The following is a 15056-nucleotide window of genomic DNA, read 5'->3' as shown; positions in this document are numbered from 1 at the left end:
ATGCTTCGAGTAGAACAGCTGTCGCATGTATTCAAGAATGGCAGCGAGGTCAACCCCGTGCTTCATAATATTTCTTTTCACGTCAAAGAGGGGGAGATGGTCGCGCTGACCGGTAGCTCCGGTTCAGGCAAGTCAACCATGCTGAACCTGATGGCCGGGCTGATGAAGCCGACGGAAGGAAATATCTTTATCAACGATAAAAACATAGTCAAGATGGGCGAAAACAAGCTCGCGGAATTCCGGCGCAAAAATATAGGTTTTATCTTCCAGGCTTACGAGCTGATCCCCAGTCTTACCGTGAGGGAGAACGTGGAGCTGCCGCTCGTATTCCAGTCGATTTCTCCGCGCAAACGAAAAAAGCGGGCGCTGGAGCTGCTGGAAATGGTGGGACTTCCGGACAAAGAAAAGATGTTCCCGTCCCTGCTGTCCGGGGGCCAGCAGCAGCGCGTCAGTATTGCGCGTTCGCTGATTACCGAGCCATCGGTTATTTTTGCGGACGAGCCGACAGGCAACCTTGACACCAAAACGGAGGAAGAAGTTATCGCCATACTGGTGGAGCTCAATAAGCGGATGAAAACCACATTCGTTATTGTCACCCACGAGCTTGAAGTGGCAACGCGGATGGAACGGATGATTGCGCTGAAGGACGGCCATCTGGTTGCCAGTCCGCCGAAGCCTGCCGAGAAGCCGGCAGAGACTCCGGTACAGCAGCAGCCCGCCGAAGAGCCTGCCGTGGCGGCGGAAGAGGAACCCGCCGCTGCCGGCGCAGGGGAGGGATCGCAGTGAGAATCGGCGATATTTCGCGGATGGCCTGGGGCCAGATCAAACGGCGGAAGGTAGTCACCGGCCTATGTATGGCCGGTCTCTCCATCGGCTGTGCGGCGATCATAGTCGCATTAAGCCTTGGAGAATCCGCCAGGGATTACAGCGAGCAGATGATGAATGCCAGCTTTAAAATGGATGAAATCACCGTAAATCCGATGCAGGGCATGCCCGATCCCGCCGGCGGCGATCCAACCGGGGCGAATTCGAACCGGGGCAAGCTGACCAATCAGAAGCTGAAAGTGATTCAAGGGCTGCGCCATGTCAAAGCGGCCACAGCTTTTCAAGAGATCGGGTACATGCAGATCATGACCATGGATAACCGGATATCGAATGCCCAGGTGATCGCTACGGATTTGACGATGCTTACCCAATTCGACAAGAAATTCGCCCAGGGAAGCCCGTCCGATCAGCCCGGCATGGCGGTATTTAACTCCGGAGCTACCTACGGGTTCATCGACACCGAAACAAGGGACAAACTGTTCGAACGCATGAATTCCGATCCCGGGAACAACGAGGTTTATGCGGAATTTGACCGGCTGTCGATGCAGCCATCGGATATGTTTCAGCAGCAGTTTCAGTTTCAGTCGCCGAGCCAGGACCCCTCTTCATCCGGACAGATGCTCTCAAGTATGCCGCTTCGCGTAGCGGGGGTGCTCGGCGTCCCTTCGGGCATGGATCCCGGGATGGCGATGTACGATAAGACGGTGTACGTCTCCTACGAAACCGGCCAAATGCTGAAAGAGCAGCTGAAGCTGAACAACAATGGCGGAGAGCCGGGCCAGGATTCCAAAGAGGAAAGCTTTAACAACGCGATAGTCAAGGTGGATGACATCAAGTATATCCCTCAAATTTCGCAGCTGATCCAGAAGCTGAATCTGAATACAAGCGACAACCTGTTCCAGAAGGAGGCCCTTGCTGACGAGTTCAAAATGGTGAAGTCGGCTGCGCTGGGGGTAGGCGTTTTTATTCTGATTATCGCGTCGATCTCGATTATCGTCGCCATGACCATGTCGACGCATCAGCGGCGGCGGCAAATTGGCATTATGAAGGTGCTGGGATCGAACATGCGGCAGATCCGGCAAATGTTCATCACCGAAGCGGCGTTTCTTGGCGCAATGGGCGGCGCGCTGGGTGTGGGATTGTCTTATCTCATCGTCTACGGGATCAATCAGCTGATTTCGGGCGGTTCCATGGGAGGCGGCGGCGGTATGGGCGGCCCAGGTATGGGCGGACCAACGTTGACCATCTATATCCCGCTGATGACCCTGCCGATCGGCATGGCGTTTGCGATTATGACCGGCATTTTGTCAGGGATTTATCCTGCGATCAGCGCATCCCGCACCAATGCCTTGACGGCGATCAAACGCGAGTAGCGATATAAGCGATAGGAGAGGAAACGATTTTGATGAAAAGAATCATAAAATGGGTGATCGTGCTGCTGATTTTGGGAGGCGCCGGCTATGCGTTGTACACACTTGTATTGAAACCAAAACCGGAAGCCGCGCCGATTGAGCCTCCGCAGGTGATTTCCTTCCAGGCAACCCAAGAGACGATGACCAAATCGATCCAGGTAAAAGGCAAGTCAAAGTATGAAGATGAGACGCTTGTTTACGCCCCTTTTGCATCCAAAGTAACAAAGTGGAAGGTGGAGAACGGCAGCCAGGTAGGCAAAGGAGACGTGCTGTTCACGCTGGATCAGACGGCACTGCAAACGGAAATCGAACAGCAGGAGGCCAATATCCGCAAAACAGAGCTGGAAACGAAGCTGAATGAGTTCGTCAGCCTGCAGGACCAGGAAGCGGCGCCCATTGGCGCAACCGAAGCGGAACGGCTGAAAGTGCTGGCCGATCAGGAGACAAAACGGCTGAACCAGGAGTTGAACGAGGTAACCGCACAAATCCAGCAGCGCGAAATCGCGGATAAGAAAAAGAAGGTGTCCTCCGCCGTTGTCCACGCGCCGGCTTCCGGTATCTTTTTGTTCGATAATGCGACCGAAATTCCGCAGATGGTGACGGACAACCAATACATCGGCAAAATTGTAAACTTGTCCAAGCTGCAGTTTATTGCGGTTGTGGGTGAACAGGACATTTTCAGCATCAAAAAAGGAATGCAGGTCAGCGTAAGCATGACCGCCAAAAAAGATCTGAAGCTGAAGGGCACTGTGCTTGAGGTATCGAAATTCGCTTTGGCTACCGGCGGACAAAACGCCTCACAAAGCACCACGCAAAGCACCCCTCAGTTTGAAGTTGTCATTTCGCTGGAGCCAAATGAACATCTGATCGGCGGACTCAGCTTGACCGGCGAAATTGTGACAGTGCGTAAAGAAAAAGTCACCGCGGTGCCCACAATGGCTGTCCAGCGGGAGCCAGGAAAGGCTTACGTCATGATTGACAAAGGCAACGGGCAAACGGAGCGGAGAGACGTAAAAACCGGCATGGAAACGCTGGACAAGGTGGAAATCATTGAAGGGCTGAAACCCGGAGATACAGTGGTTCTGCCTTAAACTGAACAGGACCGGACTTTCAAAAAAAAACCGAAAGCGGGCTTTTGGAAGTCCATAAGCATCTGGCAGACAGCCGGTGATGGAGAAATCCGTCGCCGGCTTTTTCGTGTGAACGGATGATGGCCGGAGGGCCGGCTTCGCTTAAGTGGCTGCTGAGCGTCACCTGTGTTCCTCAGTTCAGCCGGTAAGATTAGCTTATTGGTGTTCACTCGGATTTCCGATTACGTATAGTCCGTTCTGACAGGAGATTCCAAATCGGCGCATAAGAGGGCGGATAGAAACACACACTAATCTTTGCCAGCTTTAGGGAATCTACGGAGGTGGGAGGATGCCTGAATCTTCTATTGAGAATATCCGGAATAAACTAAAAAACTGCGCGGATGTTGTATTTCAGCCCATGGTATTGTGGAGAACGGACTGCACCTTGATCTACATCCACTCCATCGTCGATGAAGTGCTGCTGCGCGACCATATCGCCCTGCCGCTGAGAAAGGCCGAAAGCCAGCATGCTTCACTGGAGCAATGGCTGCAGGATATCAAAGACGGCAAATCGTTTTCCGTAACGAACCGTCCGCTCCACAGCGAGGATGAAGTCGTCGATGCGGTCGTTCAAGGCAATGTTGCGTTATTTATCGGCAAAGGCGGCGAAGGGACGCTGTACGCTTTTGAAACGGTCAAATATAAGTCAAGGGCGGTCACCGTCTCCCAGAACGAGCTGGTCGTTATTGGTCCGCAGGAAGCGTTTATTGAAGACATTCAGACAAATCTGTCGCTGCTCCGCCATAGAATCAAGCACCCGGATCTGAAGCTTAAGGAATTTTCGGTTGGAAGATACACCCAGACCAAGGTTGTGGTTGCTTATATCGAAGGATTATGCAACCCGAACGTGCTGGAGCGGATCGAACAGGTGCTGCAGGGGATTGATATCGACGGGGTGCTCGGAGTCAGCTATTTAACCGAACAATTTAAGGGGAGCCGGCGCACACTGTTTCCCTTGTTCCAATATACGGAGCGTCCCGATTCCGTATCGGGTTCGCTGATGGAAGGCCGGGTAGCCATCTTGCTGGACGGAACCCCTTCGGCAGTATTGGCACCTGTCACTTTATTATCCCTGCTGCAATCTTCCGAGGATTACTACCAGAATTACTTTGCAGGGAGTTGGATTCGAATTATCCGGTTTTTCTTTTCCATTATATCCCTTTTGCTACCCTCACTGTACGTGGCCATTACGACCTTCCACCCGCAGATTATCCCAAGCAATCTGCTGCTGACGATTGCGTCGGCACGGGAGAATATCCCCTTTTCCGCCTTAACGGAAGCGCTGATTATGGAATTGACTTTCGAGGCGCTGCGCGAAGCGGGAACGAGGATTCCGAAGCCCGTCGGTCAGACGGTTTCCATCATTGGCGGGATTGTTATCGGACAAGCCGCCGTACAGGCGGGGATCGTGTCAGCCCCAATGGTCATTGTAGTCTCTATTACCGGGATCGCCTCGTTTATCATTCCGCATCTAGAATTGGGGCTTGCTCTCCGGCTGCTGCGCTTCCCGCTTCTAATTATGGGCGGCCTAATGGGGCTCTTGGGCGTTATCGTGCTTTTGTTTATTTTGTACGGCCATCTCGCAGCCCTGAATTCACTTGGCACGCCTTACCTGCAGCCGATTGCGCCGCTGGTTCTTCCGGATTGGAGAGATACGTTCCTGCGCGTTCCGTCAAAGCTGATGGGCAAACGGACGACAGCCTATACCAACACCCGTAACAAAAGGAGACAAGGGAACTGATGAAAGCGGCAAAACTCCTGTTGCTCATCGTACTGCTGATTCCGCTGACGGGCTGCTGGTCCAGAGTAGAGATGGACGAACTCACCTTTATTTTTGGTCTATTCGTAGATCAAGGAAAGCAGCCTGGTACGGTTGAAATCACCATCAGTACCCCTCTGCCCAACCGGCTGATGTCGGGCCAGCAGGCGGGCAGCGGCGGGCAGCATGGAAATACTTACTCTATGATTACCGGATCGGGTCCAACGATTCCCGAGGCTCTGGCCAATATTCAAAAGGATTTAACCCGGCAGCTCAGTCTTGGCCATATTAAAGTGATTGTGGTCAGTGAATCCTACGCGAAGGCGGGATTGTCCGACCTGCTGGAGTGGGTGAGCCGCGAGCCGACCGTACCGCTCGGTACCTTTATACTGGCTTCGCCGGATACAGCCAAGAAGGCGGCCCAGATCACGCCCGTTTACGAGCAGCTGCCGTCGGAAGTGCTGCTTAAAATGGCGTCGGAAGGATATATGTTCACTACAACGATAAAGGATGTTCTGATGGGAGTCAGGGGACAAATGGGCACACCCGTCAATTTGCTTACTACGTCTAATAAACCTCCGTTAGGAGAAGGAAAACCCGAACAAAGCTGGAGAGGATTGCAGGGGGCGCTGCTGATACAAGGAGACCAAATGAAATCTGTGATGAGCTTGGCGCCGTCCCGCGCTTTAGCGTGGGCAGATGGAGGCGCCAAGTCGCCCACCTATTCGGTGGAGTGGGACGAAGGTAAAAGCAGAGCGTCGGTTGTTTTTGTCAGGAGGTCTTCATCTACCAAGGTAAAAATGACGCCGGAAGGACCGGTATTCCGGATTCGGCTAAAAGGCAGAGCCAGTGTTATATTCAACACGGACTTCAAACGGCGGCAGACCTCTGAAGTCAGCTCCACCATCGTCGAACAGCTGGAACAAAAACTAAGCAAAGACCTGGAACAAGCGATCCGGTTAAGCCAAAAAAGCGGGTGTGATGTGCTTCGGCTAGGCCAGCGCCTGGAATGGAATCATCCCGATCAGTGGCGCAAGCTGAAAGATAAGTGGGAGGATTACTACCGCAATGACGCACAAATTGAGGTTTCTGCGGATTTTCATCTTGTGGACTTTGGTTCCAGCAAATAGAGAGGAGGCAGGGGATGCGTTCGTCCGGCTGGCAGCTGTTTCGTTTCGGGTTTGTCTATTTTAATTCTCAAGCGACAACCTTCCTGGTCCCAGCCTTATACTCCGGAGAACCTTACCAAGGCTGGGCAGGTATTCTGGGCGGTACGGCGGTAAGTCTGCTCCTGCTGGCGGCGATGATGTATACTGCGCGGGCCAAGCCTGGAGAGGAATGGATCAGGTTTGGGAAGGAAGTGACGGGGAGATGGGTGCATGGTCTGCTGGTAGTGCTGCTTCTATTATGGGGCGTATATTATGCCTCCTCAGACATCGAGAATTTTGTCCTGTTCTTCGGCTCCAATTATTTGAGAGAGACGCCTCACTGGTTCATTCAAGCAGCAATCACAGTGGTGATTATCTTTACGGCTCAGCTTGGACGGGTCACCATTATTTATATGACGGATGGCTTGTTTGTAATTATCGCGGCAGTAACCGTTTTTACGCTCTGCATGTTCATGCAAACCGCTGATTTCCGCATGCTGCCGGCCGTGTTCCATCATTTTGATCTAAAAACAACGGCCACGCATACGCTGACCGTAGCTTCCTGGTTTTCCGAGTGGATTGTTTTTCTGTTTATCGGACCGCAGCTCCTCCAGCAGAAGGGTGCATTCAAGAAGCTGGCTGCCGTTCAGCTGACAATTATGCTATCTGTGCTGCTGGGGTGGCTGCTGACACTGCTGAATTTTGGGCCATACCTTGCCCGGGAGATGCAGTTTCCTTACCTTGGTACGGTCCGGGCCACAGCTCAGCGGGGAGCGCTGAATCTTGATCCGCTGCTGATCGGGCTGTGGGCCTCCTCTATGCTGATTCACAGTTCTTTTGTGATTTATATCGCCAGCCGGTGCGTCAAGTACTTTATAAAAAACCGGGGGAGCGGGTATGTCATCCCGTTACTCGGAATCGGAGCTTTTGCGATTGCCGCGCTGTATTCCCGGAACATTGAGAGGTATATGAAAGATTACTACTCCATGTGGCTGATTTGGGTCTGGATAGGGTTCGAATTCATTCCCGCACTCTATGCACTGCTCCTGCGTATAAGACGAAAAAAGGAGCGTCCGGCCGGCGCACAGGATTGAAATAAGGTGAAAACAGCGAATGGATGTGGACCGGCGGACCGGCTAGCCGGTAGCCGGTTATGATGATTAACGGACAACCAGCTCATCGCCTTGACAGGGAGCTGGTTTTTTGCTGTTAAATATTCCTCCTCAGGGCTACAGTCTCCTACATGAAAGTATATGATGAACTATTTTGTGAGCATCGTATTTCACCCAGCCCAGCAGCGCCGAACCTCTTGAAGTTTGCCAAGGTAGTCCTATGTAGTACAGTCCTTTAACTGGCGACACGCCTTCTGTATGTAAAATTACACCTGTGGCATCCAAAGCGCCGGCGATATCGATCCAACTATCGTTTCGTTTAAAACCGGTCGCCCAAATGATATTATCAGCCTTTAGTTCACTGTCATCCTCAAATAGGATGCGGTCATTTATTGCGTGTGAGGCCCGGGTATATACGCTGACCCTTCCTTTTTTTATTAACTCTCTTAATTCATATCCATAGACGTATTCTGGCTGATTTCGCAGCCACTTTCCAAGCCTGCTATTTGTATTTGCTTGTATTAATTTGAATTTTTCAAAAAACCAAAATATGCTCTGATTCATGATATACAGCGGTTTAAATGTCATCTTGCTGGAAATCGAAATCGATACGGATTGATTGCTTTCTAACGCTATTTCCGCAGCGATTTGTGCTCCTGAATTTCCACCTCCAACAATAAGGGTGGTTCCGGGTTTCAATTGTGACGGGTTCTTATACTCCGAAGAATGAAGTTGGGTAACGTGCTCCGATAAGGACTCTGAAAAGGAAGGCACATTTTTAATCTGAAAAGGTCCCGTGGCAACTATAACATTCCGGGCTTCAATCCTCCCTTGGGTCGTTTCAGCATAGAATACCTCTTCTGCTTTACTGAGATGGACCACTTTGCAGTTCATTCGTACCGGCAGCTCCATTTGTTGAGCATATTTTTCAAGATAGTCTGCGATTTCATCTTTATCCGGCAGGCCATTTCTATCCCCTTTAAGGGGCTTCCCGGGCAATCCGTCATACATCCGCGGAGTAAAAAGATGCAAAGAGTCGTACCGGTTACGCCACGAATCGCCGACTGATGAAGCTGCATCAACTATTAAAAAGCGCATTCCCGATTGTTTCAGATCATATCCGGCTGCCAAACCCGCTTGTCCGGCTCCAATAATTAAAACATCATACATCCTTATCATCTCCGTCGCGACTTGTTGTTAATATATGAGCAATTGTTCATATGTATTATAGCGTGCTGTTTCGTAATTGGCAACTATGGGAACAGGCATTTTTTTAACTCAAAATGGTAGTCAGTGACCCTGCAGCAGTGTGCAGGAAAGGTCGGGTATCACCGTTTTTTTTCTGCTATGCTGGGAACAAGCAAGGAGGTGAGGGAATGAATGCGCTGGCGCAGATGAACAAGGCATTAAGCTATATTGAAGCCAATCTGGCCGACACGGTTGATTACCGGGAGGCAGCGCGGATTGCATGCTGCTCCGAATATCATTTTTCGCGGATGTTTTCTTTTCTGGCCGGCATCCCGCTGGCGGAATACATCCGCCGCAGGCGGCTGACCTTGGCTGCGTTGGAGTTAAGCCGCGGAGATGGCGCAAAAATTGTGGATACGGCGCTTAAATACGGATATGGCTCACCGGATGCGTTTGCCCGGGCTTTTCAGGCCATGCATGGAATTACACCGTCGGAAGCCCGGATTCCGGGAGCGCCGTTGAAGGCTTTTCCCAAAATGACTTTTCAGCTTACCATTAAAGGAGGAGACGAAATGAATTATCGTATTGAGGAAAAAGGGGCGTTCCGGATTGCCGGCATCGCCAAAAGAGTGCCGATTGTGTTCGAGGGGGTGAATCCGGATATCGCATCCATGTGGTCCTCGTTAACGCCCGAATGGATTGCCCGGGTGAAACAGCTGTCGAATATACAACCCTCCGGACTGATTAGCGCTTCCGTTCATTTCAGCGAGGGGCGGATGGAGGAAAAGGGGGGGCTGGATCAATACATCGGTGCAGCAACAACGCTGGAGGTGCCGGAAGACCTGGCGCAGCTGGAAGTGCCTGCATCGGCTTGGGCGGTGTTCACCGCTGTCGGCCCGTTTCCGGCCGCGCTGCAGGAGACATGGGGCCGTATTTACTCGGAATGGTTCCCGTCTGCGGATTATGAACTGAGCGAAGGCCCGGAAATTCTCTGGAACGAACATAAGGACGTCAGCTCGCCGCAGTTCAAAAGCGAGATTTGGATTCCGATCCGGAAGAAATAAATGTACTTGGCAATGCCCGCCCCCTGTCTATGTCTATTGATCTCGGATAATGAATCTCTATGGCCATTTCTGGTATGATAAGAGAATGAATTGGAATTTTCAGGGGGAAGCGGGGCATTACAGGATGAGACAAGGAAAAGAAGCATACGGGCTGATCGAGGCAATTCGCGGGAATCTGGCGAAGGCGGTGGTCGGCAAAGAAGAAGGAATTGAACTGCTGCTGTGCGCTCTGCTGGCCGACGGCCATGTGCTGCTGGAGGATGTGCCGGGAACGGGGAAAACACTGCTTGCCAAGGCGCTGGCCCGTTCGCTGGATTGCAGCTTCAGCCGGATTCAGTTCACGCCGGATTTGCTGCCGTCGGATGTAAGCGGAATCAACTACTATAATCAAAAAACAGGAGAGTTTGAATTCCGGCCAGGCCCGGTGTTTGCCGGCATTTTGCTGGCCGATGAGATCAACCGGGCCACACCAAGGACTCAATCGAGTCTCCTGGAATGCATGGAGGAACGACAGGTGACGGTGGACGGGGTAACCCGGCCAATGGAATCGCCGTTCCTGGTGATTGCCACGCAGAACCCGGTAGATAACCAGGGGACGTTTCCGCTGCCGGAAGCCCAGCTTGACCGGTTTATGCTGCGGATTATGACAGGTTATCCGTCCCATGAAGAAGCCGTGGAAATTTTGGAGCGTTTTGGTGCCGCGGATCCGCTGCGCGAGCTTCAGCCTGTTGCAACCGCCGAGGCCGTTCAAGCGGCTCAGGCCGAAGCGGCCGCTGTCCGCGTCTCCTCCGAGCTGATGGCTTATATTGTCCGGATTGCCGAGGCGACAAGATCCCATCCGCTGGTCCGGCTCGGCGCAAGCCCGCGTGCTTCGGCGGCGCTGCTCCGTGCAAGCCGGGCGCTGGCTCTTATCCGGGGCCGTGAATATGCGACCCCGGACGATATCAAGACCGCCGCAGTCCCGGTCCTTGCGCACAGGCTGGTGCTGAGCCACGGAGCCCAGGTGCGGGCGGCCGACGCCGCTCAGATTGTGCGTGACGTGCTGGCGGGGATTGAAGTGCCGGCGGAAACTGCAAAAACCGCAGAGACCGCAGGAACCGAGGCAACCGTAGGAGACGCTAAAACCGCGGGGACCACAAGACCCGCAAAAACCGCAGAGACCGCCTCCGGCTTGTTCAAGGGGGCGGAGTAGTCCATGCCGTTGCCGCAATTTATGCTGAGTACGCTGTTCCTGCTGGTCGTCCTCATTCTGCTGTATGACAAGCGGGCGTTGCGCGGCGTTGGATACAAGCGGTATTTTAACCGGACGCAGGCGTACGAAGGCGATACGGTAGAGATGGTCGAAGAGATCGTCAATGCGAAGCTGCTTCCGCTGACCTGGCTGCGGCTCGAGTCGGCGGTTCCTGCCGGACTGCAGTTCGGCAGCCAGGAGAATCTAAGCGTCAGCAGCGGGGAGATTTCCCAAAACCACAACAGCCTGTTTTATCTGAAGCCTTACCGGCACATTCGGCGCCGCCACACGGTTACCTGTGCCCAAAGAGGAATCTACCTGCTGGAATCGGCGACGATGACAACGGGAGACCCCTTGGGGTTTACCAAAAAAGTCCGCCGGTATCCGCTGGAGCTGCATCTGACTGTGTATCCGTCCTGTCTTGAACTCGAAGATCTTCCGCTTCCGGTCCACGGCTGGCTGGGCGAGCTGCCGGTGAAGCGCTGGATCATGGAGGATCCGTTCCTTCAGGCGGGGACGCGGGAATATGCGCCTGGCGATCCTTTTCACCGCATTCACTGGAAGGCCAGCGCCCGCACAGGAATCCTACAGGTCCATAAAAAAGGGACAACAGCGGACTCGAAGCTGGTCGTCTGCCTTAATGTTGAAGACAGCGCGGGCATGTGGCGAAACGCAACGGATATTTCCCGGATCGAGCGGGGAATCCGGTACGCCGCCACAGTTATTACCTATGCCCTGCATAATGGCATTCAAACCGGGCTGATCTCGAACGGCCGTCTGCCCGGGGCGGAGGAACGGGAGCCGGCGGTCGTCGAGCCGGTCTACGATCAGGAAGCGCTGCTGGGCGCGTTGGCGGGGCTGCTCCTCGATCGTTCGCTCCCTATGGACCGGCTGATTGAAGAAAGGCTGGAGATGGGGGAAACCTCGGCCGACTATCTGCTGATCACCTGCCACCGCGGCCCTCTGCTTGAAGCGGCAGCCGCAAAGCTTGAAGCCGCCGGCAACGGCGTTGAATGGCTGATGATTCCGGAAGAGGGAGGCGAGGGCCGGTGAATGCGCGGATGAACCGGATCAACCGGGGGGAGATGGCGTTATGGCTTCTAGTCGCAACCGAGCTTGTGCTGCTGCTTCCGCTATGGATCGCGCTGACCGCGTGGCTGCACCCGGCGTGGCCGCTGCTTGCACTGCCGGCCGCGGCGGCCGCTGGCAAGTTCCTCAGCGGAAGGCTGACCCGCCGGTGGTCCGCCGTGCTCGCCGGCACAGCTGTCTCCCTCTGCGGCGGGCTGGCCGCCGGGCTGCACTGGCCGGCCCTGCCGCTGGCCGCGGCCTCCGGCGTCTGCTGGTGGCTCGGCCGCACCGCGGCGATGCGCATCGGCGACGACCGGATGTACTGGGCGGGTTCCGCCCTGTACTTTGTGTCCGCCGTCGCTTTTGTGCGCATCCCGGCGCTGGCGTACGCCGCGCAGCCGCTGGCATGGCTGGGCGCAGCCTGCTTCGTGCTGACGCTGCTTGCAGCAAGCGGCAGCCACCTGCGAAGCGGCGCGTCCGCAGGCGGCGCTTCGGCCCTGCCCGCCGGCATCCGGCGGTTCAACCGCCTGTTTCTCGGCGGGCTGCTGCTGGTCGGCGCCGCGCTGGCGGCAGGCGCCGGCGATGCCGCCGGACGGCTCCTGTGGAGCGCCGTCCGGGGCGTGGTGCAGTGGCTGGCCGGGGAACCGGGCCAGCCGGAAGCGCCGGCACAGCCCGCTGCGCCTCCGCCGGCGATGCCCGCGTTCCCGCCCGCCGAGGCGGGGGAACCGGGCGTGTTCGCCCGCGTGCTGAACGGGCTGTTCCTCTTCGCCGCCGCGGCCGCAGGGGCGGCGGCGCTCTGGTACGCGCTGCGCTGGCTGCGGCGCAGCGGACCGTGGTGGCGGCGCTGGACGGGCGCGCTGCTTGCTTTTTTAAGCAAGCGGAACGAGCCTGCCGCGCCGCCGGCTTACCAGGATGAAGAGCGCAGCCTCTTCACCTGGGAACAGGCCCTGCGGTCCGCGAAGACGCGTTTGCTGTCCGGCTGGCGCACCCCCCGGGAACCGGGGTGGGACACGCTGCAGGACGGACGTGCGAAGGCGCGCTGGCTGTACCGCGGCTGGCTGCGGGCGTTAACGGCCCGAGGGTATGCCGGACGCCCCGAGCTGACCCCCAGAGAGACGGCGCGCGATGCCGCCGGCTGGGAAGGGAAGGGGCGGCGCAAAAGCGGCCGCACCCTGCAGCCCGCAGCGGACGAAGAGACAGTCTGCCGCTTGGTGGAGCAGTATGAGCGGGCAAGATATGGCGAGGAAGAACCGGACGCCGCCGAGCTGGCGGCCATTAGAAGCAAGCTGAAGCTGTAGCAAGGCGCTGAGGGCCATGGCACAATGAGCGGTCAGTGATGTCATGCAAGCGGGCGGCTTGTCAAGAAAACAAAAGGATGCAGCACGGTGAATAGCCGCGCTGCATCCTCTTTTTTCATTCATAGTGCCGGACCGAGGCTCCAGAGCGGGACCGAAGTTCCCCGATGCCCCCTATAGATTGCCTGGTAACCGAAACTCTTCAATGCCCCGCTATTTATAGCCCGGTCACCACTTCGTTTTCTGCACACCGTAACACCCGCACCGACGGAACTTTCCGGTTCGGGCGGGAGGCCTGATTAAATCAGCCGATAGCCGGATGGCAGCGTACCGCTGCTGCGAATCTCACGGATTTGAGCCAGTGTCAGCCTCTGATTAGTAGAGATAATCGATTCCACATCATTGCCGGCAATGTAATCGTCCAAATCCCGGATATCACGGTTTCCCCGGAGGACCCGGAAGTTTCCTCTGAACCGGGTTCTGGTGAACAGCACAAGCGTAGCGTTGCTGCTGGTCGAGAAAAAACGCAGACTTTCGATACCATCCAGAATATTGTCCGTGTTGCGGATGCCCAGATTGCCCGTGTAAGTCCGGACCCTACCGCTGTAGTTTTCTTCTTCGTACACCCGCAGCCGCGGGTACGTCTGTGAAATATGAACTTCTTTTTTCATGCGGCCGTTCCTCCTAGCTTGTTCTAAGAATCTCTTGCACTTGTATTCTATGAAGGGCTGCGAGAGTTGGCTTGGACAAAAACCATTCAAAGCGAAGGGGAAATGAAACGAATAATCTGCGCAAAAAGGCGAACATTATCTATAGTTCCATAAAATGATTAGGAGGGTCTTGTCATGCCATTTGGTGCTCACGAAACGATGGAAGTTCACGAATGCCTTACGGAAAAAATCAACTGTATCAACCACTTCAATCTGTATGCCAGCCAGGCTAAAAACCCGCGCCTGCGCGACATGATCACACGCCATCTGCAAGAGGGAATCAGCTCATATAACTCGATTGTCAATTTGACCCGCGGCAACAGCCGCTTCACTCCAATCGCCCCTACCATGGAAACCCGGGGAATGGAGAACCAGCAAATCCGTTATGGTCTGGATCACCCGCGCCCGATTGCTCCACAAAACGGCACGGAATTTAAGGATGAAGAAATCGCGATGGCCATGCTGGTCCAGCATAAAAACGGCGCAAAAAACAGCACTTGGGCGACACTGGAATGCGCTGACCCGAGCCTCCGTCAGGTGCTGCAAAACAGTGCCATCAGCTGCATGAACCAAGCTTATGAAGTGTTCTTGTTTATGAACGAACAGGGAACCTATCAGGTGCCTACCTTAAAAGAAAATACGGCGGAAACCTTTATGCAGACCTACCAGCCTGTAGGTCAAGGGATGATGCAGCAATACGGCGTTACCGGCAACTCCAGCGTTCAAGCACCTTACGGAATGTCCCAAAGCAGCCAGCAAGGATTCCAGGGTTCATTCACAGGTGCAGGCAGCATGAATGCGGGATCCGGCAACAGTGCTTTATTTGGTTCCGCTACGACCGGCTCCTCCACGCAGTATCATAACCAGGGGTAATACGGACGGCTTGTCCATATCCGTTCTAATCAGCAGGGGCGCTCCATTTTTGGAGCGTCCTTTTTGAAGCTGTGCGGATTGCAAGACATTCCGGTTCACGCACTGTTCTGCGATAATTTTGGCGGCTGGAATTTTTGAACGTAAACGGTGCAGCTTGTTCAGAAGAATGATATGATCAGTTTTACAGCCATGGAAGCTTTAGCCGCTGTAAAACGTTATCGGTCCCTTAATAGGGACCGCT

Annotated in this window: 13 protein-coding genes; 11 read left to right on the top strand and 2 right to left on the bottom strand. The window is 54.6% G+C overall.

What is annotated here, in order from left to right:
• The 6 genes from ACE6ED_RS12060 (at position 1) to ACE6ED_RS12035 (ending at position 7368) form a co-directional block, all read left to right on the top strand.
• A complete protein-coding gene (locus ACE6ED_RS12060; protein WP_410827389.1) occupies positions 1-786 on the top strand; it encodes an ABC transporter ATP-binding protein in 786 nt (261 codons plus the stop codon).
• Complete coding sequence (locus ACE6ED_RS12055) at positions 783-2198, top strand: ABC transporter permease (protein ID WP_410827388.1); 1416 nt, start codon at positions 783-785, stop codon at positions 2196-2198. Before ACE6ED_RS12060 ends, ACE6ED_RS12055 begins: the two co-directional genes overlap by 4 nt.
• 32 nt (positions 2199-2230) lie before the next feature.
• On the top strand, positions 2231-3328 hold the full coding sequence (locus ACE6ED_RS12050; protein WP_410827387.1) for an efflux RND transporter periplasmic adaptor subunit: 1098 nt from the start codon (positions 2231-2233) through the stop codon (positions 3326-3328).
• Positions 3329-3656: 328 nt separating this feature from the next.
• The gene (locus tag ACE6ED_RS12045; RefSeq protein WP_410827386.1) at positions 3657-5108 is read left to right on the top strand and encodes a spore germination protein; all 1452 of its coding nucleotides are present in this window, start codon (positions 3657-3659) and stop codon (positions 5106-5108) included.
• On the top strand, positions 5108-6256 hold the full coding sequence (locus tag ACE6ED_RS12040; protein ID WP_410827385.1) for a Ger(x)C family spore germination protein: 1149 nt from the start codon (positions 5108-5110) through the stop codon (positions 6254-6256). The genes ACE6ED_RS12045 and ACE6ED_RS12040 overlap by 1 nt, the downstream gene beginning before the upstream one ends.
• A 14-nt stretch (positions 6257-6270) precedes the next feature.
• Positions 6271-7368, top strand: coding sequence for a GerAB/ArcD/ProY family transporter (locus ACE6ED_RS12035; protein ID WP_410827384.1), 1098 nt, complete (start codon positions 6271-6273; stop codon positions 7366-7368).
• Between the two features lie 135 nt (positions 7369-7503).
• On the opposite strand, the gene ACE6ED_RS12030 is transcribed toward ACE6ED_RS12035, so the two are convergent.
• Positions 7504-8565, bottom strand: coding sequence for a flavin-containing monooxygenase (locus tag ACE6ED_RS12030; RefSeq protein WP_410827383.1), 1062 nt, complete (start codon positions 8563-8565; stop codon positions 7504-7506).
• A gap of 197 nt (positions 8566-8762) precedes the next feature.
• Here ACE6ED_RS12030 and ACE6ED_RS12025 point away from each other — a divergent pair, with 197 nt between their 5' ends.
• The 4 genes from ACE6ED_RS12025 (at position 8763) to ACE6ED_RS12010 (ending at position 13235) form a co-directional block, all read left to right on the top strand.
• Positions 8763-9638 carry an AraC family transcriptional regulator gene (locus tag ACE6ED_RS12025; protein WP_410827382.1) on the top strand — a complete coding sequence of 292 codons (876 nt, stop codon included), beginning with the start codon at positions 8763-8765 and terminating at the stop codon, positions 9636-9638.
• A 124-nt stretch (positions 9639-9762) separates the two neighbouring features.
• Positions 9763-10830: an AAA family ATPase gene (locus ACE6ED_RS12020; RefSeq protein WP_410827381.1), complete on the top strand. Its 1068-nt coding sequence runs from the start codon at positions 9763-9765 to the stop codon at positions 10828-10830.
• 3 nt (positions 10831-10833) lie between these two features.
• A complete protein-coding gene (locus ACE6ED_RS12015) occupies positions 10834-11922 on the top strand; it encodes a DUF58 domain-containing protein (protein ID WP_410827379.1) in 1089 nt (362 codons plus the stop codon).
• Positions 11919-13235, top strand: a complete 1317-nt coding sequence (locus ACE6ED_RS12010; RefSeq protein WP_410827377.1) for a DUF4129 domain-containing protein — start codon at positions 11919-11921, stop codon at positions 13233-13235. Before ACE6ED_RS12015 ends, ACE6ED_RS12010 begins: the two co-directional genes overlap by 4 nt.
• Positions 13236-13531: 296 nt before the next feature.
• Here the strand turns inward: ACE6ED_RS12010 and ACE6ED_RS12005 are convergent, their stop codons facing one another.
• Entirely contained in the window at positions 13532-13903 is a 372-nt protein-coding gene (locus tag ACE6ED_RS12005) for a hypothetical protein (RefSeq protein ID WP_410827376.1), read from the bottom strand.
• Positions 13904-14077: 174 nt separating this feature from the next.
• On the opposite strand from ACE6ED_RS12005, the gene ACE6ED_RS12000 reads away from it, so the two are divergent.
• On the top strand, positions 14078-14815 hold the full coding sequence (locus tag ACE6ED_RS12000) for a spore coat protein (protein ID WP_410827375.1): 738 nt from the start codon (positions 14078-14080) through the stop codon (positions 14813-14815).
• Positions 14816-15056 lie beyond the last annotated feature (241 nt).

The sequence above is a fragment of the Paenibacillus nanchangensis genome (assembly GCF_046543445.1).
GTDB lineage: Bacteria > Bacillota > Bacilli > Paenibacillales > Paenibacillaceae > Paenibacillus_AQ > Paenibacillus_AQ nanchangensis.
This window is presented reverse-complemented; position numbering and strand designations above follow the sequence as displayed.